The following is a 24,307-nucleotide window of genomic DNA, read 5'->3' on the forward strand; positions in this document are numbered from 1 at the left end:
TCTATGCAATGGATTGCAAGAACGATAATGCAATCCATTGCATAAAAAAGTTCACAAAGTTTCTTACGCTCTGACAGAGTTAGGTTTTTTGTGCTAGTTACGCGTGGATATCGCCTTGCAATGCGCCGATGATGACGGCTTTTGCGCTAGGATTGTGCCTGTTCAGCCAGCCAAAGCGCACCTAGAAGCCCTGAGTCTAGGCCGAGACCCGCCCCCACAATCTCAAAACCACCTTCGCCGGGTGCGGCTGTTCCATACGGGCCAATGAGGGCTTTTGCCTTGGCGGAGACCCGTTCCACAAGGCCGCCACGGGCCATTACGCCGCCACCAAAAATGACGCGCTTCACAGCCGTGGTCAGCACCAGATTGGCTGCCAGATGTGCCAGATAGTGCGCTTCGATGTCCCAAGCGGGGTGATCATCTGGCAATTGCGACGCATCCATGCCCCAACGCGCCAGGAGCGCAGGCGCAGAGGCTAACCCTTCAATACAATCGCCATGAAACGGACAAACGCCGGCAAAAGCCAGATCCTCTGGATGCCGGGGTGCCCGCATATGGCCTGCTTCGGGATGCATCGTGCCCCAAACCGCTCTGCCGCCCAAAATGATCCCAGCACCAATACCTGTGCCCACGGTCACATAAGCCACATCATCCAAGCCTTGGCCCGCGCCCCAAGCCCGTTCTGCAAAGGCCGCTGCGGTGACGTCGGTCTCCAGCGCGATTGGACAGCCTGTCCCTGCCGCCATTTGCCCGGCAACATCGGTCCCCGACCAGTGCGGCTTGGTGGTAGCAAGGATATGGCCCCAACGCGGACTGGCAGGATTGACCGCCAAGGGTCCAAAACAGGCAATGCCGATACGGCTAACCGCCAAGCCTTTGTCCTTATGGTCATTAAAGAAGGCGATCGCACGCGCCAAAGTCTCAGCAGGCGTGGTGGTTGGAAAAGAAGTCCGCGCGAGGATCGTGTCTTTGTCTTCAAAGACCGCGCAGCGCCACGACGTTCCGCCCGCATCAATGCCACCAAACTTGCTCACGCCTCAGCCCTTTTTCGTTCGCCAACCATGCGGGCTCCCCCTCTAGCGGGAATTGTGCGGCTGGCAAGGGCGACCTGCGCGCCTGATTGCATCAACTTAGTCATGGCCGGGACCACCAGCTTGCGCCGCGACCGATTGGCGAAGCATCGGCCGAGCAAAGATCAACGCGACTACGGCGATGGCATAAAGGCCAGCCATCATCGCGAAGCCAGCCGCTAAGCCCGTATAGACCGCCATGGCTGGCAATGCGAAACTGGTGATCCCCGCCCCGATAAAGCCCAGCATGGTCATCAGGCCGGCAGCCGTTGCCCGCGCCTCTGGTGGCATCACATCATGCATGGCGGCATAGATACACCCATCAAACAAACCTTTGCCAAAGCTGGTTGCAAACAACAAAAGCCCCACACCCGTGGCATTCGACACCCAAGGAAATGGCACAAGGAATAGGGCAGCAAAGCTCAAACCAATTGCCAAAACACTGAAGCGACCAATCGGGCTCTGGGCTGCAAATTTGTCAGCCATAAAGCCGCCAACCAAGACCGAGAAGAAGCCTGCCGTCGTGATCATGACGGGGCCAACCAACGCACTGTCAGCGAGGTTCAGTCCCAATTCGTCATGGGCATAGGTGTTGCACCAATTCAAAACCCCAGAAGAGGCCGAGGTTGCCAAAAAGAAAACAAAGCAGAGCAACAAGGCGGATGGATTCTTCAAAATAATCCCAATGGGCTCAGCACGCTTGTCGTCTTTAACAACAGGCACACCGGGGGCGTCATCCCGCAGCATTTTGTAGAGAATGGCCATCACCACAAAGCCAAGTGCGGCAAAGACGATGAAGGGCGCGGCCCAGCCGTGATGATCGGCCAGCTTACCCGCCACCCAGCCGCCAATGCCCCCACCCGCGAAAACAGCGGTCTGATGGATCGATAGCGCACGGCTGCGCATGCTTGGCTTATGCCACGAACTGATGAGAGCGGTTGCAGTTGGATAATAGGTCGACTCTCCAATCGCCACCAAAGTCCGCATACCGAGCAACATGGCAAAGCCCGTCGCCAGCGGCATAATACCGGTCGCCAGACTCCAAAAGACCAGCCCGAAAATAATCATATGACGGCGACGGACACTGTCGCCCATCCGGCCAAACACAAAGGCGCAGACGGCATATGTCCAGAAAAAGGTCGTATCGATGATCCCTAGCTGAACGTCTGTCAGGCTGAAAGCGTCGCGCAATAAGGGTTTAACGGAGTTGAGGATGGAGCGGTCGGCCGCATTCAGGAATGACACCATCCACAGAAGGGCGATCAAGATCCAAGGATAATTATCCGGGGCGGGTTTGAGTTGCTTGTCGGTCATGTCCTGCCTCACTTTCCGCACCACGCAAGCCACATGGCCGCTGTCCAAGAAAAGTCTGGTCCACCAGACCCTGCGCCCGTCTCTGGGCTAAAACTCTCATAAAAGCCCGATAGCTCGATTAGCTTACGAGAGTCGGTGCGGATGCGCTCCGCCCAATCCTCATGGCCTGCTTCAGCTAGGCCTTGGCCGACCATATAGCTCACCACCAACCAAATGGGTCCGCGCCAATAGCGCTTGTGGTCGTAGGCGCGGCTGCCTGCTTCCAAGCTCGGCACCAAATAAGTGGCACTTCCGGTCATGCGGTCCAATGCGGCCAAAAGGCGCCGGCGTTGGGCCGGTGAGCCCACGCCCGCATAAAAGGCAAGGAAGCTGGCATTGGTCACAAGGCCAGAGCTTTCCCCTGTCGTGACATCACGCGAACAATAGGCCCCGACTTCCTCATGCCACAGCCAGTCCATGCCAGCTTCAGACAAGGTGATACGAGCTTCAAGTTCCGCCACAACCGCCGTGTCGCCCAAGGCCTGTGCCAGTACCAATAGGTCGCGATTGGCGCGCAACAATTCCATCGACATGCCGACATCCAGCATACGGAATGGGCCATGGTCGGCGATCTCACGATGGTTCCAACCCGACTTGCGGCCAAACTGAAGGATGGCGACATAGCGGTCATATTCAACAGCTGTCGGGCGCATTGCCGCGTCGACATGACCCGTATCGCGACGCTGGTAGGTACCGACGCCAGAGGTATCGACCCGCGCGAGCGCATCATCCCACTCGCTGCTATTATCGCGACCTGTCTCCCAATTATGGGTCACCATCACAAGGCCATTGCCCAAGGGATCGCGGTAGGTGTGAAACCAGCGGTGGCTCTTCACGCAGGCCTGATAGAGGGCGCGCATGCGGGGGTTGGCGGGGTCTGCGCCTTCATCTTCCCAGAGCTTGCGGACAATCGTGGCCAGAACCGGGGGCTGGGTGATACCAGAGGTCGCAGGCGTTTTACCTGTTGCCCAAACCGACGGCCCCGGGAAATAGCCGGGGTCATCCTTGTGGAAGATGATGTGCGGGATCATGCCATCTTCCCACTGACCCGAGATCAACGTCTCAATTTCTTGCCAAGCGCGATCTCGGTCAAATTCCGCAAACCCCAAAGCGACAAAAGCAGAGTCCCAATTCCATTGGTAGGGGTAGAGGCCATGGGTTGGGACGGTATAGCCGCCACGATCATTTCGGCGCAAAATCTCTTGGGCAAGCTGGGAAAGGTCCTGCGTCACGTGGAAGCTCCTTCAATGGCAATCAGGCGAATATCATTCACATTGGTGCGCGTCGGGCCGGTCATGATCAGACCGCCGAAACGCTCAACAAGGGGATAGGTGCGGTTGGTCTCCAAGGCATGGACCGCATCGCTCTGCGGCACCCAGGATGCGTGCAAATAGCCGCCGGCATTGTCTTGGGTCCCGTCAATCCCATCTGTATCGCCCGCAAGGGCTTCGATCTTGGCAGTGTGCGGCAAAGCCGACATCAGACCGACTAAATACTCAAGATTAGGGCCACCTTGGCCGTCTTTGCGGGCTTTGGTGACCGTCAATTCGCCACCTGAAATCATCAGATGCCGACCGGGTGTACGAGCATACATCTGGGCCCGCAAAGCATGGGCTTTGCCACAGGTTGCCGCATCGCCCGTCAAAGCTTTACCCGCGTCTATCACGTTCCAGCCGTCCGCACGGGCGCGGCTCTCAACAGCGGCCAAGGCGTCTCCATTGGTGGCGAGCACCTTGACGGGATGATCGACCACGGTGGCGGGCTGATTGCTGTGTATCGCGCTGCGGACATGCTCTGGCACCTCAACACCGGCCTTAAGCAACACAGACAAAGCGCCTTCAGGATAAAAGTTCGACGCAATGCTGGGACCAGAAGCGACAAGAGCTGGATCATCACCCGCCACATCTGAGATGACATAGGTCAAAAGCTCTGCGCCGCGCGCCCCAGCGACGGCACCAAGACGGCCACCCTTTACGCGCGACAAATGGCGGCGCACCAGATTTATGTCTTGAATAGGTGCACCCGAACGCACCAAAGCGTCGGTCATCGCCTGCTTCTCAGCCAAAGTAATGCCTTCAGCTGGCGCACACAAAAGGGCCGACCCACCGCCAGACGCCAAAAAAATGACCCGATCGTCCGGACCTGCTGTCGAGGCGAACTCTAGCATCCTTGTTCCGGCTTGCAGACTATGGTCGTCTGGAACCGGGTGGCGGGCTTCAATCAATTCAATCTTGGTATGACTTAAATCCACACCATGACCATGACGCGTCACCGCAAGCCCGGTCACCGGCCCGTCCAAGGTTTCAGCAGCAACCAAAGCCATTTCAGCCGCAGCCTTACCATAGGCCAGAACGAAGGTTTTACCCCTGACCAAATCTTTCGGCAACGCGGGCGGCAATACAAGCCGAGGGCTTGCGGCGGCAATGGCTGCAGCGAAATAATCAGTCAGCATGGTGCGATACGTCATGATGCGCGTGCTCCGCCCCGGCAAAATGCCAGTAGACTTCGATCAAAGTCGCGGTTGGAAGGAAAACGTGCAAGGCCGGACTTGCGCCAAGCCCTGCACATTTTGGATCACCAGCTTCAGAAGCTGTAGGTTACGCGTGCCATGATGCGGCGTGGCAGCACGGGCCGGCCCACGAAGAATGCACCATTGGCGGCTTGGTTATTGTCCTGCCGTGGCGAGCCCTCTGTCACCGCATCCTCATCGGTCAAATTATAGACATTGAGGCTGAAGCGCGCGGTTTGATTACCGATTGGCATCGTATAGCCGAGGTCCAAGTTCACGATATTCCACTCATCCAACAGGATCGTGTTGCTGGACGAGGTATAGTTGGAGCCGGTGAAATTGGTGAAGAGGGACGCATCCCACTTGCCATCATCATAATAAAGGCCCGCATTATACAAGAACCCTGGCTGGCGCTCGACATCCTTGCCAATCAAGGCGGTGTTTGAGTCAAACGCGCTATATTGATTGGACTGCAGGGTCATATTGCCGCTGAAGCGCAAGTTCGAGGTGATCTTATAGTCAATCGTACCTTCGACCGCATAGGATTCGGTACCAACCAAATTGACCTTTTCGGTAAAGCCACCAGCACCATCATTGACGAACAAGACTTGGCGACGATTGTCCAAGCTGGTCGCAAGGCCCGCGAGCGTCAAAGACACGCGCTTCATATTCATCTTCAGACCGATTTCGCCCTGATTGATGATTTCGGCCTTGAAGGTCGAAGGTTGGAACAAGCTATTGAACGACACCGAGCGCAATTCTGGGAAGAAATAGCCGCGCGAGAAGTTGGCATAAAGGCTCACCCGGTCGGTTGCCTTATAGAGACCGCCGATGGCCCCGGCCCACTCGGTGGTGGAGACCTTGCCCTTGGTGAAAGCGCCATTACCCCAAATCACATCGCGGAGGGCCGTCGACAGATTGGCCGTGGTAGAATCGGTGACCACTGTGGCCGTCCGTTCACGGCTGATGTTGCCCATCAGCTTTTCAACCCGGAAACCAATGTCGAGGTTGAACTTCTCGCCAATCTTGATCTGATCAGCGAAATAGCCCGCATAGCGCTCTGCCTCGTGACGGTTATTCACATAGCCAGCACCCGCGTTCAAAAGACCATTGCGCGACACGATGGTTTGAGCGGCACCATTGGTGACAACCAGATTGACCAAGCGAGGGCGGTTGTTCAGTTCTGCCAAATAGGTCGTGGTGACGTTATAGTCGCCCGCGCTAGCATTGCCGTAGAAAGCCCCCAAAGTGACGCTGTGGTCCATTGCCCCGGTCACGAAGCCCTTGGTCAGATTGACTTCCGTGGTGAAGTCTTCCGCAGGGCGCACGCGGTCGGTAAAGCGGTTGGCGAACAGCAAGGAATTGGCTGCCACTGTGCCACCGCCGACGAAGGTGAAGTTCGCATTGGCCGTGCTGCCAAGGCCACGATTGGTCAGGAAGCTTTGCAAGGTTTCAGGCACGTTGATCACGCCATCGCCGTCGGAGAACAAGCCAAACTTGTGCTTATAATCGCTATATTTGATGCGGCCATTGGCGGCCCAACCAGAATCGCCAAAGCTCTTGTCAAAGGACAAAGCGACGAGGCCACCCGTGGTAGCAACACCGTCATTGATCTCAGAGACGAAATTGCCGGTTGGGGTCTTAAAGCCCAAGCTGGGACCGAAGTCATTCTGGACGGAATTGACGATCTGACCGTCATTACCAACCAAGCGCTCGCGGCTTGCACCATTGAGCGGGATCGGCAAATAGAATTGGGCTTGGTCGTCGATATATTGGCCCGACAGGGTCACCGAGCCACTGCCATCGCCAAAGCGATAGTCGAGATTACCGCGAATCTGGCCGCCGACCGTATCAAGATTGGTGTCCAGTGGCCCTTTATCGCTGCGATAGAAGCCAGAAACTGCATAGAACAGGTTTTCGCTGATTGGCCCGCTGACAGCAAAGTCACCGCGAACACGGCCTTCTTCGGCCACTTCCACTTGCGCGACGCCTTGATAACTGTCGCCACCTTTTTTGCTAATATAGTTGATCAGGCCTGCAACCGATCCCGGTCCAAACAAGTTAGACACACCACCGCGCACAAACTCAAGGCGCTGAACGCCCAAATCGTTGCGGTAATAAACGTCATAGGCTGAGGAGTTCAGACCAAAGCTCGAAAGGACGGTGATGCCATCATACATCAGCGGCGTGAACTGATACTGGCCGCCCGAAGGTAGACCCTTCACAAAGATGTTGGCAGCAACTTCACCGCCGCCGCCATCCGCTTTGATCGTTGGCACTGAGTTCAAAATGTCGGCTTGGCCACCCGACGACAGGCGCGACAAGGCTTGCGCGTTCAATTGGGTTACGGCCAACGGGGTATCCAAGGCTACCCGGCTGCGGCTTGTCCCCGTTACGATAACAACTTCGACTTCTTTCTCCGGTGCATCGCTCGCTGCAGGCGCTGATTGATTCTGGGCCCAAGCCATCGGTGCGAAGGCAAAAAGCGACACGCCGCCCAACGCGATCGCCAGTTTTGACGCTGTTTTCATTGTTTCTCTCCCCGTCGTTGGGTTTCCGCAAAGACCCCAACTGTTCATGAATGTTTTAAGACTAGCAGGAATATAACTTATGACAAGTATTATTCAGCGGTGGACGAGTTGCGCTCCGATAAACTTCGCGTCAAACTGATCTCCATGACGCAGACGTTCCTATCCCCTGACCAGTTTGAGCTGCCCTCTGACAGCGAAATGGCGATTCTGAGCCATATTCTGCGCAATAAGGGCGCCGCGCAGCCAGACATTGTGACGGCAACCGAACTCTCTCAGCAAACGGTCTCACGATTGGTGAATGGCTTGTTGGCGCGTGGTGCCGTCCAATCGGGTGGACGGATTCCCAATGGCAAGCGGGGCCAACCGCGGTTGAAGCTAGAGATCGCGCCAAGCTATGCTTATTCGCTCGGTGTCGCGCTGATGACAGATGCGATGTCCGTCCTTTTGATGGATTTTGCCGGCCAAGTCGTCGATTATCATTATGTCGAAATGCCGAAGATGAGCCGAAGCGCCGTGTTCGCGCAGCTTGATGAAACCGTACACGGATTTCTAAAGCGCCACCCGCGCGCCAAAGACCGCTTATTGGGCGTTGGTGTTGGCATATCGGGCTATAGTCTCGATGGCCGGGCTCGCTATAATCCACCTTCAGCGCTAGACGATTGGGCCATGGTGGATATTGACCACCTATTCACCGAAGCGCTTGGGCTGCCTGCTTGGGTAGAGAATGATGGCAATGCCGCCGCCATCGGGGAAAGTTTATTGGGTGTCGGCCGACGCTATGCAAACTTTGTCTATGTCTTCATCGCGGCCGGTATTGGCGGTGGCGTCATTTCGAACCACCAGCTGTTGCGCGGTATCCATGGCAATGGTGGCGAGATTGGTCTTATCTTGCCGCGCAATATGTTTGAACTGCCCACACTTGAAACCCTGTTGGCCTCGATCCGCGAAGAGGGCATTGAGATGTCGAGCATTTCGGAGATGTTGGCGCGCTTTGATGTGAACTGGCCAGGCATTGACGCATGGATCGAGCGGGCGCGCGACCCGCTCTCTCTCATTGCCTCGTCGATTGCCGCTTTGCTAGACCCTGAGGCGATTGTGCTGGGGGGCCGCCTTCCAGCAGAGCTGTCACAAAAGATTATTCCGATGATCGAACTTTATGATGACGCCCGGCGCGAGGAACCCCGGCCCTTGCCGAAATTCCTCTTGTCTGAGACCAAAGTCGACGCCTGTGCCATCGGTGCGGCCATGTTGCCGCTGGAAAAACAATTCTTCGCCAGCATGGTTTGATTGTGACACGACCTAATCGGGACAGGCCCCTAAGCGCCGACCGCTCACCTTGGTTTCGATGATGCGTCGCAAGAATTGAGCTCTTCCAACGACCATAAAGTCCTCATCATCGAAATTGCCCTGCCAACTTGTGACCATGGTGCCAAAGGGCATGGCGCAACGCGTTTCAAAGCGCACCCAAGTACCCTCAACGATGACATTCTGGGTCTGGCAAGCAACCGCCTCACGCCCTTGCGGTGGCGCGGGTTTGAAAGGAGCCATGGCGTCCGTTTGGAGACTCGCTTCCGAATAACACGCCTTGCGGGTTTGGATCTGATCGGCATCAGGCCCGAGATTCATACTTTGGCTCAACTGCCATTGGCCCGCCATCAAATGGGGGGCTGTTTTGGTCGTGGGCGGAGGCACCACGGGAGCCGCCGCGATAAGGCAGAGGATTGTTGGAACGACAAGAGTAGCAGTGAGGCGACGTTTGGTAACAGAAAATGGAAACATGGTTTAGGCCTTTCATGTGAAGACCTTTAGAGCTTAGCGCAGGGGCCAAAGCCGTGGGTGACAGGCTCTGGCGCCTGAGCCCAATTTTGTGACAATCTGTGACAAGGCAATTGAATATGGCGGCGATCTGGGGTGAAGGGGGAAATGTGACATCACCACTTGGAACCCGCGCCTATGATTACGCCTGAGACCCCCCACATTCTAATCGTGGATGATCATCGCGAAATCCGTGACAGCCTTGGCGCCTTTCTGCGCCGTCATGGCCGACGCGTGACGACAGCTGACTCGGTTACGCAAGCGCGTGAGGCGATGAAGGTAAATCGGTTCGATTTGATCGTCCTCGATATCATGATGCCGGGCGAAGATGGTCTGTCCTTTTGTAAATCCTTGATCCCCAGCCAGTCACCGCCCGTCATTCTGATCTCGGCGCGCGGCGAAGATGTGGACCGCATTGTGGGGCTGGAGATCGGGGCGGATGACTATTTGCCTAAGCCTTTTAACCCGCGCGAGCTTTTGGCGCGCATTGATGCCGTGATCCGACGCGCCGTTCAGCCGCCGCGGGGCAGTGTGACGGGCAGCATGAAGAAAGCCCTGTTCGGCGACTGGTCCTTTAGCCCGACGCAATTCCGCCTGCAGCGAGACGGAGACGCGCATATGCTGTTGTCCTCGACTGAGGCACGCCTTCTACAGGTCCTCGTGCAGCGCCCAGGCATCGCTTTCTCTCGGGATCAGTTGCTCGATCTCTCCAGCGTCCATGGCTTGGATATTAGCGAACGGGCGATCGACACGCAGATTTCCCGTCTGCGCAAAAAGCTGGGTGATGACCCCAAGAACCCGCGCTTTATTCAAACCATTTGGGGCGGCGGCTATGTCTTTGCGGAGGCCGTGACATGGTCGGACGAAAACTAATTGGTTCTAGACTTGCTCTGCAAGTTGGCGGTCTGGCCGTTTTGGCGGTCGTTCTCTCCAATATTCTAACGGTCGTCTTCTTTTTTGGCGACCGCAATGAAATCATCCGCACGATCGTCAATGCCGAAACGCTAGCGCGCCTGACACCTGTCGTGACATCGCTTGAGCGCGGCGAAGTAGTCGGCTTAGACGAGACCATCAGCATTCGCCCTGCCGCGACTTGGACCCCGGACCCGAATGCTTGGCAGGAAGCCCCGCTGCTGGCCAGCCAGATCATGGCAACTTCGGGGGGCAGCAGCTTGCGCGTGTTTACACCGCGTATTTCGGCTTTCACCTTTGGCGACCTCTTTCAACAGGTCCAAAAGGGCGGGCCAGAGGTAGGCGCAATCCTGACACCGCGCGACCAACAGCCTCTCGCAATTCTGATCCGTATCCAGCCTGATCTGCCCCCACCCCTAGCCGCCCTGATCGCAACCCTGATCTCGGGCGTGTTGATCACCTTTGGCACCAGCTTCCTGATTGGGCGCATGACCCAGCCTTTGACCACCTTGGCGGCCGCGTCCGAAAATATTGGGCAGAGCCAGCGCATCGAAACAGTCCCAGTTCGCGGGCCGCTGGAGCTTCGGATCGCCGCTGGTGCCTTCAACCGCATGGCCCAGCGGATCAGCCAATTGCTCGACCGCCAGCGCGCAACACTTTGGGCCTTGGGCCATGACTTACGCACACCCGTGACAGCCATGCGCATTCGCTTAGAATTGGTGGACGATGACGAGACGCGAGATCGCTTGCGCGAGTCAGTTCGCGAAATTGAACGAGTTGTCGAAGACGCGTTATTCCTCGCGCGCAGCGACTTGGCGACCGCGCCGACGCAGATCGCTTATCTCGATGAGTTGGTTGAAAAGGCCGTCGCAGGCTTGATTGATGCCGACCCGGAATCTGCAAGCCGACTAACGATTACCAAGAACCCGAAGGCGCGGATTTTGGCGCGGTCAAATGATATGGTCCGTGCCATTCGCAATCTGATCCACAACGCCCTGCGTCACACCGAAGGGCCCGTCCAAGTCATTGTCTCACTTGACCCCACCCCCGCAATCGAAGTCGGTGATTGGGGACCGGGTCTTCCAACAGAAGTGCTAGCAGCCCCGGGCGAGCCCTTCGTGCGTGGCGATCAAGCCCGCAGCGCCGACGGCAGTACTGGGCTAGGGCTGGCCATCGTGCGCTCGATCGCCGAAGGGCACAAAGCCAAGCTAAGTGCTAAGAACCGCAGCGGCGAAAGTGGCACCTTGATGCGCATTGACTTTGATCGGATTTGAGCCAGTCAGCAGCCGTGACATACTTTGCCACATCTATACAAAGCCTTGCCGCACATCGCTTTATGCCTTGAGCTAAAGACCAGACCATCCCTCCCCTAGAAAAAGAGATGGTCTTATGAAACTCACCGCCTGCCTTGCCTCAACCGCCCTCTACTTGTCGCTGGGCCTCCCACAAATTAGCGCCGCCCAGTCCGTTCCAGACGCCCCAAAAGCGGACCCCGCGATGGAGGTCGTGGTCGTGCGCGGATCGCGCCTGCCAGAGAGCGTACCCGGCGATGTCAAGCCAGAGCTGGTGATTGGCACATTCGAAATCCGCACAACCGGCGCAACGAGCCTGCCCGAGCTCTTGCTGACGCTCTTGCCCCAAACGCAAAGCGGCGCTCGACGCGGCGACAATAAGCCGATCCTCTTGGTCAATGGCCGCCGGGTCGCTGACTTTAGTGAGATTCGGGCTATCCCAGTTCGCGCGATCCGCCGGGTCGAAGTCTATCCGGAAGACGTGGCGCTGCGATACGGCTTCCCAGCCGATCAGAAGGTCGTCAATCTGATTTTAGTCGGCCGCTTTTCAATCAACGGCATCACCGGTGGCATTGGCCAGTCCGCCGATGCTGAACGCGAGACCTATGATCTGGTCCTCGACAGCACGAGGATTGATACGAACGGCCGGTCCGTATTCAGCTTTGATGCCCAGAAAGCCTCCGGCGTCAGTGAAGAGGATCTTGGCCTTTCTCTGTCGCCTGGCGGAATACCAAGCATACGGAGTATCCTGCCTGAGACCGAGACTTATCGCTTCTCCGGTGCCGTAGGTAAGTCCGTCGCCCGCTTGGGGGAGCAAGGCTATGTGACCATGGGTGTGGATGCTCAATCAGAGACAAGCCAGTCCATCCTGTCCCGGTCGCTGACGGGGTCGCGGTTAGCGCGCGACAGTGAGACGACCAAAGCCAAATCCTCGGTGACAACGGAAGGTGTTGTGAAAGACCGCCGCTGGACCGCAATTGTCTCTGCCCTCTCTGAGGACCAGACCACGCGGACGGACCGGGCCGACGGGCGAGCACGCGACCGCACCAATCAACAGCTAACAGGCGCATCCTTTGACGGCACGCTGGCAGGCCCTGTGCCCGGTCTTTTGGCGGGAACGGGAGCCTTTAGTGTGCGCACACAAGCATCCGCCGAAAGGCTGGAGTCTGACTATACGCGCGGATTACTTGCGGGCTCAAACGACCTCGACCGCACCAAAGTCGATATAAACGGTAGTTTTACCATCCCTTTGGCAAGCCGAAAGGCAGCTGGAAGCCGCTTTGGTGATCTATCTCTCACGCTCAATGGCGAACTGGGCAGCAGCAGCGACTTTGGTGGCTCTGGCGGCTGGGGAACGGGTCTCAATTGGTCACCCACCAATGAGCTACAGATCACAACCCGTTACAGTACCAGCGAGAAGCTTGCAACCCTTGAGCAATTGGGCGGACCTCAAACCAATATCCCATCCGCATCAGTCTATGACGCACGAACAGGCCTAAGCCTGAGACTCGACGAAACGCGCGGCGGCAATGGAACCCTTCTCCCCGAACAACAACGCGACTTCATCTTGGGGGCCAGCTTTGCACCGCTTCAAATTGATGGCCTCAATCTGTCTTTGACCTATGCCCGCAACAAGACTGAGGATTACATCGGCAGTATCGGGGTCAATACCCGCGCCGCAGAGACGGCCTTTTCAAGCCGCTATCAGCGCAATAGTGCCGGGACGTTGATTGGGCAGGACACGCGCGCCCTGAATTTGGGGGATCGCGAGACCGAGACTTTGAGCTTTGGTCTGTCTTATAGCCGCAACTTTGGCCAAGCCCCGCAATTCCTGCGCGACATCGTCACGAAGGTTCAAAAAGCGCAGGACGAGAACCCAGATGCTACTACTTTGCCCGGCGGCCTGCCCCCCGGCATTACGCCACCGCCCGGATTCAAGCCCCCACCAGGCGGCACGCCACCTGACTTCAACCAACTCATGCAAGCAGCCAAGATCCCTGGGGGTCGCTGGAACATTGGCTTGAATTACGCCTACACACTGGATGATACGCTTATCCTGAAAAATAGCGGCGTGAAGCTGGATTTGCTGGATGGCGGTGCGCTGGACACGGAGATGGGGCGCAGACATCATCTGACCCTCGACGGCGGCCTCAATTATCGGGGTATTGGCGGACGTCTCGCTGCGGTCTGGAAGGGCGAGGGAGAGATCGCGACGGGATATGGTGCGGAGCGTCTGTTCGTCGATGATCAGGCCACGTTGGACCTATCGCTCTTTGCATCCACGGATTTGATGCCACAACTCAATATGGCGGTGCCCTTCTTAAACGGTGCACAAATCAGGTTTGAAATCAATAATCTGACCGATACTGAGCGCAAGGTCACGAATTCGGCAGGTCTCGTTCCAACAGCCTATCAAAGTGGACTCTTAGAACCCGAAGGCCGCAGCTATAAGCTCAGCCTGAAGAAGCAATTCTAAGCCGCAGCCCAGCCTCTGTGCCCATGGAAGGGCACAGAGGTAGGGCATTTTGGATTAGCGGATATAAGGCAAGTCTGCCGGCATCAAAACGGTGTCAATGGCGTGGATGACGCCATTGCTCGCCGGAATGTCGGCTTGCACCACGGTCGCATTGTTGACGCGAACGCCATTGCGACCGTCAATGGCCACAGAATGTCCTTCCAAAGTTGGGCTGGTCATGGTGATGCCCATGAGGCCAGACGAAGGCACACGTCCACTAACGATATGGTAAGAGACGATACGGCGCAGAGCGGCACGATTTTCAACCTTGAGCAATTTCTCCAACGTGCCAGCTGGCAGATTGGCAAAGGCCTGATCCGTCGGTGCAAACACGGTGATCGGGCCCGACATGGTCAGGCGGTCATAAAGGCCAGCAGCATTGGCTGCCGCTAGCAAGGTGTTGAACTGGCCATAGCCAGCGGCCACGGTCGCGACATCGCCAGGGCCGGTTGCCGGCACGGTCATCACAATGGGGTCTGCTGTCACGACCGTGACCGCTTGCGGCTTCGGCGCTTCAATGGTGGTGGTGGAGCATGCGCCCAAGGTCAGAACCAAGAGCGGTAAAATGGCATAGGTTTTTTGAAAATTGAAAATTGACATGGGAATATCCTTTATCGACGGGCAGTCAAAGCTGTCTGAAAGGCAACGCCCGAGCCGCCTGCAGGTTCCCGGCGACGCACTTTAGTGAAGCTGTTCAAGGAGTTTTGGGATGTCGATTAGGCCAAAGGCCACGGAAGAATCTGAGACCCCATAGGGAAGTAGGATTTTGCTGCCATTGCGCAGAGCCCCGCAGGCATAGACTACATTCGGCACATAGCCGTTGCGGCCCCGATCGCTGGGCACCAGAATGGGTTCAGGCGTACGGCCTAGGACCACACGCGGATTTGTCTTGTCGAGCAAAAGGGCACCCATCGCATATTTGCGCATCGCCCCAACCCCATGTGTTAGCACCAAGAAGCCTTCATCCAATTCAATGGGAGATCCGCAATTACCCGTCTGGACGAGGTCCCAAAGATATTTTGGGCTGGCAATCACCTCGCCCTTGTCCCAATGCAGCAATTGGTCAGATTGCATGTAGAAATGGCTCTCACCATCATAGCGGCCGAGCATGGCATAAGCCCCATTTATACGGCGCGGGAATAGGGCCATACCTTTTCCGGTGACGGCCGTACCGGTCATGGGTTGTAGCTTAAAGTCAGTAAAGTCGGCGGTTGTCATGAGTTCTGACCGCACCTCCAATCCTGAATAGGCGGTATAGGTGCCATGGAAAGCTGACGGTTGCCCCTCCTCCTCAAACCGCACCATTCGAAGGTCTTCGAGTCCATTACGCTGGGCATTGGTGACCGGGAAGATCACGGCGGCTGAAATGGGAACGGTTGGCGGCCGCTGCACATTAACGAAACCGTCTGCGTCAGGTCCGATGGAGTTGGCCGCCAGCGTAGGGCTGGTTTGTGGCCAGATCTGCAAGGTATCATCCCGGGTCAAAATCCCTTCCCGAAACGAAATAGAGGAGATATGCCCCTCCCCCACGTTGCGAAGCGAAAGGATGAAACGCAAATCTCCAGGGCGCATGCCAGTCTGATCGGGGTGCGCGACTATTGACGGGTTGGTCACTGCAGCGGCACAATAAGCGTATTCAAGGCAGAAATAGGCACCGATCAGCTCCAGATGGGCCGACGACAGCGTATCGCAATCGCCAGCAATCGCCTCACAAATCCGAAGGCTGCGATCGAGAAACAAGCTGCGGGTTTCCCAGTGTCGCCCTTTAAAGTCTGCGTTCACATGCGCCAGAGCACGCAGACAGGTTTCTTGATCGAGCGTGGCCACCGTGTGAAAGATACGTCGTGCCCGCGCCAGTTGCGTCGGGTGCAAATCGCGTGGCTCCGGCGCGATGTGAAACGGCCGGATCACAACCAAGGACGGATCGGGAAGAAGGGTGCCTTCCAATAATTGGATCACATGGATAGACCGATTGGGCGCGCTGGCGGGCTAATCCCAACACTTGTCACACGCGCCATCGCGCAATTTGCCATTTGGAGCGCCAGTATCGATTCAGCACCTTGATTTCGATTGACACCTGTCTCGGTTAAGCCATCAAAACAGCCGCCCCGCTGATCACTCAACGGTAGGCCATTATCATTCTCGCCAAAGAACCACGCATGGGCGGTTTGCGCCATGATCAGCCACTTGCTCTGTTTGGTGGCGGCATAAGCAGCTAAGGCCGCATCAATCGTCGCACAGGCCTCAATCGGTTGTTGGTCGAGCAGTCGCGGCGGCGCGAATGCGGTCGCGGGGGTCGAACTTCCCACCGCTCGGAAAAAGCCATTGGGAGATTTTTGAATGGTGTCGAGCCAAGCCAAAGTCTTGAGGCCAATAGCCAGCATGTCAGGTCGGCTGAGACTAACGCCAGCTGCGATCAGGGCCTGTGGGATGCGGGCGTTGTCATAGGATAGGCTGGGCTCCAGCCACTGCCAAGTTGGCGCGCTGTGGGTTTCAAACCGCGCCATCAGGCCTTCGGCATGCTGCACCAACATGTCATAGACTGCCAGATTATGCGGCTCTCCATGTAACAGACTGACCGCCCCGAGGATCGTGAAGCACTGGGCTCGCAACGATCCTAAAGTTGCTGCCGATGGCCCTACTTCTTTTGCAAGAGCGATAGCCCACAAGCGAACTTGCTCATGCTCAGCATAGCAAGCTGTCTCACCCAGCGCCCAGAAGGTTCGACCATTGCTGTCGGGCGAACCCTCTGCTTCTAACCACGTACGATTATAGCCCATGAAATTTCGGAAGCGCTGTGTGTCCGGATTCCAAGCATGTTGGACAAAGGCTGCATAGGTGCGTTCTAAATGATCGAGCGTATGGTTCTTATGACCTAATTCCCTAAAGCGCTGGATGAGGATAAGCGCGCGAACCGCATCATCAATACAATAGCCATGAGCGCGATTGTCGATGCCATAGGAAGCATGCTGCATAATCCCGCAGGCGTCGGTCACACGCTGGACCGCCAGGAGCGACGGCAGGCTTTGATCTGTCAGGCGGGGGGCCGGCAAATGCGGTTCTTGACGCCGGGTGATCGCGGTTTGAAACGCGGCGGCATAGGCTTCGGCAGAGCGCTCCCAAATCGTCGTGCGGCCCTTGGCGTAAGCCGACTGCCCGGCTGCTAGAAGCTGTGCGGGGTCTTCGAGCAAGCGGGAAATGACAGCAGCAAAGCCAGCGGAATCACCAAAATCGACCAAAGCACCGCACGTCTCATCCACCCATTCGGTTGCGTGCCAAAATGGCGTGGATATGACAGGCTTGCCCAAGGCAATCGCGTAAGCCAGCGTGCCGGATGTGACTTGGGCTTGGTTCAAATAGGGTGTCACATAGATGTCTGCCGCGCTGAGATAGGTCAGCAAAAGCGCATCATCGACAAAGGCATCCACAAAACGGATGTGGTCCGCAACGCCCAAATCTTCCGCTAGTCTTATCAAACCATCGCGGTAGGCCTCTCCGTCCACCCGCTTGAGGTTGGGGTGGGTTGCACCGAGGACGACATACAGGGCGTCTGGATGGGCGGCGACAATTTGAGGCATGGCGGCAATGAGGGTTTCAAGGCCCTTGCCCGGCGACAACAAGCCAAAGGTCAATAACACTTTATAGGGGCTAAGGCCCAAACTTGCTTTGAAGGAATCCGGGCGCGCAAACGGCCGATTTGGCGTGCCATGCGGACAAATAGTGACCTTCGCTGGGTCGGCACCATAGACGTCATTCAGCAAATCCGCGCCCTTCTTGGCCATCACAATGACTTGGTCGGCACGCCGCAAAAGGGCGGCGACCACATGGCGCTGTCCTTGGGTTGGTGTCTCGATCACCGTATGCATGGTGATCACTACGGGGGCGGTCAGACGGTCGATCAGGTCGAGAATATAAGCGCCATCAATGCCGCCAAAAATCCCAAATTCATGCTGGATCGACACCACGTCGATACCGAGATGATTGAGGCGATCAGCCGCTTTGCGATAGTCGGTTTGCACATGCTGACGGATACGATACAGCGCGGGCTCCTCTGTCAGCGCTTCGTCGTCATCTAAGATGCGAACAAGGTCGCAGGCCCAGCCGTCCAACAGGTTTAAAGAGCGCCGGACGTCTGCGGTAAAGGTTGCGATTCCGCACCGTCGCGGCGGAAAAGTGCCAACAATCGCGACGCGTCGGTCGGTCGGCTCAGCCGTTTGCGGCAGAAAGCGCAATAGCCCCTCGAGGCTTGGCAGAATGGTCGTACGTGGAGCATCAGGGGGAGCTGGCTGCATGGACTTGATCCTTATCACGCCAGCAAAGGCCGGCATCAGTCCATCAACGCCAACACGAAAAAAGGGTTCCTTTCAGAAAGGCGAACACAGATATTTTTGGAACCTCGTGCGGGTGGGGGCGTAACCCTAACCGAGAGCAACGCCCACTCAATCTGGATCAGATGGATCAAAGGGACACTCAGGAGACACGCATGCCCGAACTGCCAAGCGACGATGCAACCCACCCAGATCAAGCGCCTCAAGACCTAGCGCCAGACTCCATTCTAAAACTCTATGACCAAGACTTTGACCGCTGGGAGTTTACTGAGGCGCACCCGCGCATCACGCCCTTTTGCGAAACTCTGAGCCAACTTGGAGGCTCCGATGTCGCTTGAAGGTCACACCCTTTCCCCCGATGAATCCTTCGGTGTCTTCAACCGATCGTCCGGAACCTTTGTCCTGCCCACGCTGCCCTTCGAGGTTACGGCTTTGGTACCAATCACTGGGGCCGAAACTTTGGGTGTCCACTTGGGCAAGCACCACCAAGCTTATGTGGATGGAGCGAACCGATTGATGGAGCCCATGGCCAAAAAGTTCGAAACGGCCGTCGAAGTGATCAGCTTTGCCCGCAGCATTGAAGCCCACGGTCTCTTGGAACAAGCCGGTCAAGCCCTCAATCACGGCTTCTTCTGGACCTGCCACCAAGCCGCCGGCCTTACCCGTCCGGACGGCAGTCTCGAGATCGCCATCAATGGCAAGTTCGGTGATTTCGCGGGCTTCACCGACGCCGCCATTGCCTTAGGCAAAAGCAGGGTTGGATCTGGCTGGATCTGGCTGGTCGCCGACCATGAAGGTGCGGTCCGCTTGGAGCTGACACGCGATGCCGAGACACTTCTGGATGACCCCAGTTTGGTCGTCTTACTGGTCTGCGACATCTGGGAGCATGCCTATTACCTTGATCGTGCCTCTGACAGAGCCGGTTGGATCGATGGTTTCTTTGGGCAGTTGGCAGACTGGTCGATGGCCAAGACACGCTATGAAGATGGGCTGAGCCGGGAACCAGATGCCGCTTAGAGCGTTTCATCCATACCTCCCAACCAAAGGCGAAGATCATGAACAACGACACCATCAAAGGCCAATTCGATCAATTCATCGGCGCAGCCAAGTCCGAATGGGGCAAGCTGACCGACGATGATTTCATGCGCGTTAGCGGCGATCTGCAAAAGCTGAAAGGTGCCGTGCAAGAGCGCTATGGCATCACCAAAGAAGAGGCTGAAAAGCAGGTCAGTAAATGGGAATCCGGTCGCCCACGCGACATGACAGATCGTTCCAAGCACTAATTCTTCACGCCCACCGGCATCCGACATGGTCCTCTAGCTGGATGCCGCACCGGGCTTGAGCCAAGCATCAAACACCACAGTCCCCACTGTGATCCCCCTGTTTGTTACTTGGTCTTGGCCGTCGCATTCCACCCCGAGTGCGGCGGCCAATTTTTGGGGCGCGTCAACAGCAGAAAAAGCCAAACCGGCCCAACTCCCTCACCTTGGTGGGGGAGTTGTCTGTTTGGCGGGATATCGTTTTAGTGAGTTTGAAGGGATGCCCCTCCCCGAAAGGGAAGGGGCAATAGGACTTACAGACCGCGCGGCGTCTGATTGCGCGACCAGCATGTGCGGTTTGTACCGGGGATGACGTAATAATAGGAACCATTGCGATCCCGGTAGGTAGGTCCACGCTGAGCTGTGGCGCATTCATCGCGTCGTTGATCCAAGCTATAGCCACGCACAGCACCCGCCGTACCGCCAATGACGGCACCAACGACAGCGCCATTCCCGGCATCGCCACTGCCCGTATTATTGCCAATGACCGCCCCGGCGAGCGCACCAATCGCGGCACCGGCCCCTGCGTTACGTTCCATATTGCCGGTCGTGGTGCACGCACCCAAGATACTTGCCAAGGCGACTAGGCCAAATGTGAGAGTCTTCATGTTGAATTCCAATTCGAAGTGAGAGGGGAGGATCGTGCTAGCTCGGCAGCCTGCCCCGAAGGGCAGCTGCAATGGCACTGATGAGAAACAGAACCGCAAAGACGAAGAAGAGGATCTTGGCAATATCGACTGAAGCACTGGCAATGCCGCCAAAACCCAGCACCCCTGCAATCAAGGCCAAAATCAAGAAACTTATCGACCAACGTAGCATGTCGGTTTTCCTTTCCGTGAAGGTGGGTCCACATGGCCCACGCCATGCAGATCAAACGCTGGCTTCGAACATACGTTCCCTTTTTCGCTTAGGTCGGATCGGCTCAGAGGCTGGTCAGTAAGAAGCTGACCCCGACGCAAGACCCGCCGCCATTGTAAGGCGAGAGCGTCAGCTTGCTGCCCAATTGGCGTCCAAACGCCGTCAATAGACTGTGGCCAGTACCAAGCTTGGAAGTCGTTTCTGCCCAACCAACCCCGGTATCGCAAACCTGCAGGCAAACCAGCTTTTGCGCATCGACTCGCAAGGAAACATGGACCTGCCCAGTCGCGTCGCCGGGAAAAGCGTGAATGATCGCATTGGTCAACGCCTCCACCACAAACATGGAGATGGGCACGGCCAAGTCAGTTGCAATCGGCAATGGATCGCAATCACACTCGATTTTGATCCGTTGCATTTGAACCGGATAGCTACGGCGGATTTGTGCACATAGATCTGTGAGCAAAAGCTGCACATCAATGGTCGAAGCATGTGCTGGATCGTCACTTTCGACGATCAAACGCTGAACCAATGCCAGGGCAGTTACCCGGGCTTGGACCTGTTCCAAGGGCGCGCGCTGTTCTGGGGTCTCAAGCTGACGGGCCTGCAAACTCAACAAACTCAACACGACTTGGATATTGTTTTTGACCCGGTGATGCAGCTCGCGAACCAAAGCGTCCTTTTGCTTGGCAATTTGAATGAGATGACGGTCCCGTAGGTCGACGCGGGCAGCCATGGCGACCATTTCTTCATGCAGCTCAAGCAATTCCTGCGGCTCGAACGCGTCGCCTACATGATCTTCCGGTACAAGACCCGCGCCATAATGCTTAGCAATGCGCCTAAGCCGCTCAATCGGGCGGATGGCCCAATATTCCATCGCAAACCACGTCGCGGCCCCAGCAAACAAGAGCGCGATCAATGGCAAGGCGATATCGGTCGCCATATGAAAGAAGGTCGATGAATACAAAACCTCATCTGGCATCGCATAGCGAATGGCCAAATGCTTTGGTACGAGGACCTGTGTAGCAGCCGACCAAGTGCGGCCTTGGCTGTCGCGGCCAACTTCAATGGGGTCGTTCGCACGTGGGTCACTCGCCAGCACCTTGGCATCGATCAAGGTCAACTGCGCACGTCGGTCGAGCATGCGGCGATTGAGGTCCTGCTCCAATCGATTTAGATCCACACCGAAAGCTATGTGGCCCTCTGGATTTCCCTGTTGGTCCACCAGGCCAAGCGCAAGGACCAAACTGGGCTGACCAGTCGCACGGTCGATTAAGGGACCAGCGGCCGATAGAGCTGGACCAGACGATAGCTCCTTCCACCAAGTTCGATCACTGACATCTGCCGTGACAAGGATCGGATGGGCTGAGCATAGGATTTTTCCTTTAGGATCAATCCGAGCGAGATTTGAAACAAACGGCATACCGACCAAGGCAATCGCTAAAGTTTCTCGGCACTTAGGTGTTCCTTGCCGGACATCAAGACGGTCAGCCAAGCGCACCAAAGCCTGCTGACCCGTTTCAATGACATGCCGGGCTTGTTCTTCCGAAATCGACACTTGATCCGTCAGACTGGATTGGACGACTTCGCGGTCATGGGCTAGCCGCGCAAAAGCCTGCCCAAAGCTGATCAGAAACACAGGAACCAATGCCCCGCCTACGGCCGCCAGCAAGAGGCTGCGCAAAGACTGGTTTTGAAACCACCTGCGCCAGAAAGCGGAAATACGTGGTGCCGACATCAATGACTGTTGGGATCAAGACGGCGGAGTTCACCTAAAATCGCCTGACTGGCTTCCGCACTTGTTGGTCTGGCTTGGCTGAGGTCACGCTGTCGACTATCGACAAAGTCCCGCAAAAAAGCGCGCCCCCGGGCCACTCGGCTTTTTACGGTGCCAACTGCGCAGCCGATGATTTGCGCCGCTTCTTCATAGGCAAATCCACCAGCACCGACGAGGATTAAGGCTTCGCGTTGTTGAGCCGGCAAAGCCTGCAAACCTGCGGCTAACTCGGCTAATGCCAGATGGCCTTGCTGCGCGGGCTCGCACACCAACAGCTTATCTGCGGCATCAGGGTCCCAGGGGGCAACGCGCCTTTGCTTGCGACACCAAGAATAATAATGGTTGCGCAGGATGGTGAAGATCCAAGCCTTGAAGTTCGTGTTAGGCAAATAGCTGGCGCGCGCCGCCCAAGCCTTCGCGAGGGCTTCTTGTGCCAAATCATCAGCCAGATCGGCCCGCCCACACAGGCCACGCGCGAAAGCCCGTAACGGGGGGATTACCAAGACGAGCTTCGAAGCAAATTCAGCAGCGAGGGCGCGGGCTTGCTCCACATCGACCTCAGGGACCTTCACCGGCACGGCGGCAATACCCCGACGGGCAAAATGCAAACGGTCGCCGGTCATGAGCCTGGCTCTTTTTCAGTCTCAACATTTGGCGCTGCGGCCGGATCGACGGGTGTCGCGGCAAGGGCTGCATCAATCTGGGCAAGGAGATCCGTGAACTCGTCTGGCACAGGCTCAGCCAAGACTTCGCGATATAAGGTACGCAGGCCCGCGACGATTGGGTCGTCGATGAGGTCTGGGCCAAGCTCTGGTCCAAGTTCTACACATGGATTCGTATTAGGGTCGTTCAGCGGATCAATTAGGGGCGGTGGCGACTGAGTCACGCAGCGGGTCCGATCTGTGATAAAGCGCATCCCGATCCCGCTGGATCGAGGTGGCGCGAACAAGTCTTCAGCAGGGTCGGGGTAGGTTTCAGGCCGCCCCAGATAGGGTTCCAACGCGGCCGGTTTCAAATCGTTCCATAGTACGGGAACTTATTTCCAAGATGTGCGTTGTCGCGGAGCAAGCCTTGAGGAGAATTCCATGTCAGCAGTTGCCAATTTCGGACCGCACCTTCCAATCCTGCGCCGTTATGCGCGCGCCATGACCGGTTCGCAAGTGAGCGGGGACGCCTGCGTTCGCGCGGCGCTAGAGGCCATTTTGGCCGCACCAACCCAGATCTCCACCGCCCATCCGCCGAAGGTGGAATTGTTCAGACTGTTCCACGCGGTTTGGACCTCTGTCGCGCCCGCACTTGACCCGAAGTTGCGACCAGAGCGCAGCGCCCTTCTCCTGACAGCGGTAGAGGGCTTTAGCCATGATGAAGCGGGTCTTGTGCTCGGGAAATCCGCCGTTGACATTGCCGAAGAAATCCAGACGGCACGCGCCGCCATACAGTCAGAATCGATCGGCCAAGTCCTTATTATTGAAGATGAGTCGATCATCGCCATGCATTTGCAGACTTTGGTGGAAGACCTTGGTCACCGCGTCATCGGTGTGGCAACTACCCGCCGTGAAGCCGTCCAATTGGTCGAACAAGCCCAACCAGATCTGGTCCTAGCCGATATTCGCTTGGCAGATGGCACGTCGGGGATTGATGCGGTGGCCGACATTCTAACGATGTGCGATGTGCCAGCGATTTTCATCACCGCCTTCCCTGAGCGCCTCCTCAGCGGTGAGACTCTTGAGCCGACCTATTTAATCACCAAGCCCTTCCTACCAGAGACGGTAATGGCGACAATCAGCCAGGCCATGTTCTTCCATCGCGAGAACCAGCGGGAGATGACAGCGAACCGTTCCTAGGTAATGTTCGTCCGCAAAGCGCTCAAATAGAAAGGCCCGGCCAATTGATTGGCCGGGCCCCAGACTGCTGACAAACCCCTGGCGGATGCTGGGGGTTTGTGATTCATAGGGTTATGTTGAGACATCCTGAACCTGAACAGACCGCCCTTGAGATGGTTAGACTTGAGGAGTTGGTTCCCAAGGATCA

21 protein-coding genes are annotated in these 24,307 nt (G+C 56.8%); 7 read left to right on the forward strand and 14 right to left on the reverse strand.

The window, feature by feature from the left end; genetic code table 11:
• Positions 1–146: 146 nt before the first annotated feature.
• The 5 genes from CFE35_RS21135 to CFE35_RS21155 form a co-directional block, all read right to left on the reverse strand.
• Entirely contained in the window at positions 147–1,034 is an 888-nt protein-coding gene (locus CFE35_RS21135) for an ROK family protein (RefSeq protein ID WP_292933709.1), read from the reverse strand.
• Positions 1,035–1,130: 96 nt separating this feature from the next.
• A complete protein-coding gene (locus CFE35_RS21140) occupies positions 1,131–2,384 on the reverse strand; it encodes an MFS transporter (protein WP_292933711.1) in 1,254 nt (417 codons plus the stop codon).
• 8 nt (positions 2,385–2,392) lie between these two features.
• Positions 2,393–3,655, reverse strand: coding sequence for a trehalase family glycosidase (locus tag CFE35_RS21145; protein ID WP_292933713.1), 1,263 nt, complete (start codon positions 3,653–3,655; stop codon positions 2,393–2,395).
• Positions 3,652–4,890: a DUF4147 domain-containing protein gene (locus CFE35_RS21150; RefSeq protein ID WP_292933715.1), complete on the reverse strand. Its 1,239-nt coding sequence runs from the start codon at positions 4,888–4,890 to the stop codon at positions 3,652–3,654. Before CFE35_RS21150 ends, CFE35_RS21145 begins: the two co-directional genes overlap by 4 nt.
• Before the next feature lie 116 nt (positions 4,891–5,006).
• Positions 5,007–7,463: a TonB-dependent receptor gene (locus tag CFE35_RS21155; RefSeq protein WP_292933716.1), complete on the reverse strand. Its 2,457-nt coding sequence runs from the start codon at positions 7,461–7,463 to the stop codon at positions 5,007–5,009.
• A 144-nt stretch (positions 7,464–7,607) separates the two neighbouring features.
• Between CFE35_RS21155 and CFE35_RS21160 the strand changes: the two genes are divergently transcribed.
• Positions 7,608–8,750 carry an ROK family transcriptional regulator gene (locus tag CFE35_RS21160; RefSeq protein WP_292933718.1) on the forward strand — a complete coding sequence of 381 codons (1,143 nt, stop codon included), beginning with the start codon at positions 7,608–7,610 and terminating at the stop codon, positions 8,748–8,750.
• Positions 8,751–8,762: 12 nt separating this feature from the next.
• On the opposite strand, the gene CFE35_RS21165 is transcribed toward CFE35_RS21160, so the two are convergent.
• The gene (locus CFE35_RS21165) at positions 8,763–9,242 is read right to left on the reverse strand and encodes a DUF3617 family protein (RefSeq protein ID WP_292933719.1); all 480 of its coding nucleotides are present in this window, start codon (positions 9,240–9,242) and stop codon (positions 8,763–8,765) included.
• Positions 9,243–9,449: 207 nt separating this feature from the next.
• Here CFE35_RS21165 and CFE35_RS21170 point away from each other — a divergent pair, with 207 nt between their 5' ends.
• The 3 genes from CFE35_RS21170 to CFE35_RS21180 all read left to right on the forward strand — a co-directional run bounded on the left by CFE35_RS21170 (position 9,450) and on the right by CFE35_RS21180 (position 13,958).
• Complete coding sequence (locus tag CFE35_RS21170) at positions 9,450–10,151, forward strand: response regulator (RefSeq protein ID WP_292933720.1); 702 nt, start codon at positions 9,450–9,452, stop codon at positions 10,149–10,151.
• Positions 10,133–11,464, forward strand: coding sequence for a HAMP domain-containing sensor histidine kinase (locus tag CFE35_RS21175; RefSeq protein WP_292933722.1), 1,332 nt, complete (start codon positions 10,133–10,135; stop codon positions 11,462–11,464). The genes CFE35_RS21170 and CFE35_RS21175 overlap by 19 nt, the downstream gene beginning before the upstream one ends.
• 115 nt (positions 11,465–11,579) lie before the next feature.
• Positions 11,580–13,958, forward strand: coding sequence for a TonB-dependent receptor (locus CFE35_RS21180; RefSeq protein WP_292933724.1), 2,379 nt, complete (start codon positions 11,580–11,582; stop codon positions 13,956–13,958).
• A gap of 54 nt (positions 13,959–14,012) precedes the next feature.
• On the opposite strand, the gene CFE35_RS21185 is transcribed toward CFE35_RS21180, so the two are convergent.
• The 3 genes from CFE35_RS21185 to CFE35_RS21195 form a co-directional block, all read right to left on the reverse strand.
• On the reverse strand, positions 14,013–14,597 hold the full coding sequence (locus CFE35_RS21185) for a fasciclin domain-containing protein (protein WP_292933726.1): 585 nt from the start codon (positions 14,595–14,597) through the stop codon (positions 14,013–14,015).
• A gap of 81 nt (positions 14,598–14,678) precedes the next feature.
• Complete coding sequence (locus CFE35_RS21190; protein WP_292933727.1) at positions 14,679–15,944, reverse strand: glycoside hydrolase family 130 protein; 1,266 nt, start codon at positions 15,942–15,944, stop codon at positions 14,679–14,681.
• A gap of 8 nt (positions 15,945–15,952) precedes the next feature.
• Entirely contained in the window at positions 15,953–18,289 is a 2,337-nt protein-coding gene (locus CFE35_RS21195) for a glycosyltransferase family 4 protein (RefSeq protein WP_292933729.1), read from the reverse strand.
• Positions 18,290–18,652: 363 nt separating this feature from the next.
• Between CFE35_RS21195 and CFE35_RS21200 the strand changes: the two genes are divergently transcribed.
• A complete protein-coding gene (locus CFE35_RS21200; RefSeq protein WP_292933730.1) occupies positions 18,653–19,342 on the forward strand; it encodes a superoxide dismutase in 690 nt (229 codons plus the stop codon).
• Positions 19,343–19,380: 38 nt separating this feature from the next.
• Positions 19,381–19,608 (forward strand): CsbD family protein, encoded by a 228-nt coding sequence (locus CFE35_RS21205; RefSeq protein ID WP_290804892.1) that lies wholly within the window; start codon positions 19,381–19,383, stop codon positions 19,606–19,608.
• A 290-nt stretch (positions 19,609–19,898) separates the two neighbouring features.
• Here CFE35_RS21205 and CFE35_RS21210 read toward each other — a convergent pair whose 3' ends face one another.
• The 5 genes from CFE35_RS21210 to CFE35_RS21230 all read right to left on the reverse strand — a co-directional run bounded on the left by CFE35_RS21210 (position 19,899) and on the right by CFE35_RS21230 (position 23,192).
• A complete protein-coding gene (locus CFE35_RS21210) occupies positions 19,899–20,252 on the reverse strand; it encodes a YMGG-like glycine zipper-containing protein (RefSeq protein WP_290804890.1) in 354 nt (117 codons plus the stop codon).
• A 37-nt stretch (positions 20,253–20,289) separates the two neighbouring features.
• The gene (locus CFE35_RS21215) at positions 20,290–20,463 is read right to left on the reverse strand and encodes a DUF1328 domain-containing protein (RefSeq protein WP_290804887.1); all 174 of its coding nucleotides are present in this window, start codon (positions 20,461–20,463) and stop codon (positions 20,290–20,292) included.
• Between the two features lie 103 nt (positions 20,464–20,566).
• Complete coding sequence (locus CFE35_RS21220; RefSeq protein WP_292933732.1) at positions 20,567–22,237, reverse strand: sensor histidine kinase; 1,671 nt, start codon at positions 22,235–22,237, stop codon at positions 20,567–20,569.
• Positions 22,237–22,899 carry a sigma-70 family RNA polymerase sigma factor gene (locus CFE35_RS21225; protein ID WP_292933734.1) on the reverse strand — a complete coding sequence of 221 codons (663 nt, stop codon included), beginning with the start codon at positions 22,897–22,899 and terminating at the stop codon, positions 22,237–22,239. The genes CFE35_RS21220 and CFE35_RS21225 overlap by 1 nt, the downstream gene beginning before the upstream one ends.
• Positions 22,896–23,192: a NepR family anti-sigma factor gene (locus tag CFE35_RS21230; protein ID WP_292933740.1), complete on the reverse strand. Its 297-nt coding sequence runs from the start codon at positions 23,190–23,192 to the stop codon at positions 22,896–22,898. The genes CFE35_RS21225 and CFE35_RS21230 overlap by 4 nt, the downstream gene beginning before the upstream one ends.
• 169 nt (positions 23,193–23,361) lie before the next feature.
• Here CFE35_RS21230 and CFE35_RS21235 point away from each other — a divergent pair, with 169 nt between their 5' ends.
• Positions 23,362–24,120: a response regulator gene (locus CFE35_RS21235; protein WP_292933736.1), complete on the forward strand. Its 759-nt coding sequence runs from the start codon at positions 23,362–23,364 to the stop codon at positions 24,118–24,120.
• The last annotated feature ends 187 nt before the right edge of the window (positions 24,121–24,307 follow it).

Source organism: Novosphingobium sp. PASSN1 (assembly GCF_002278815.1).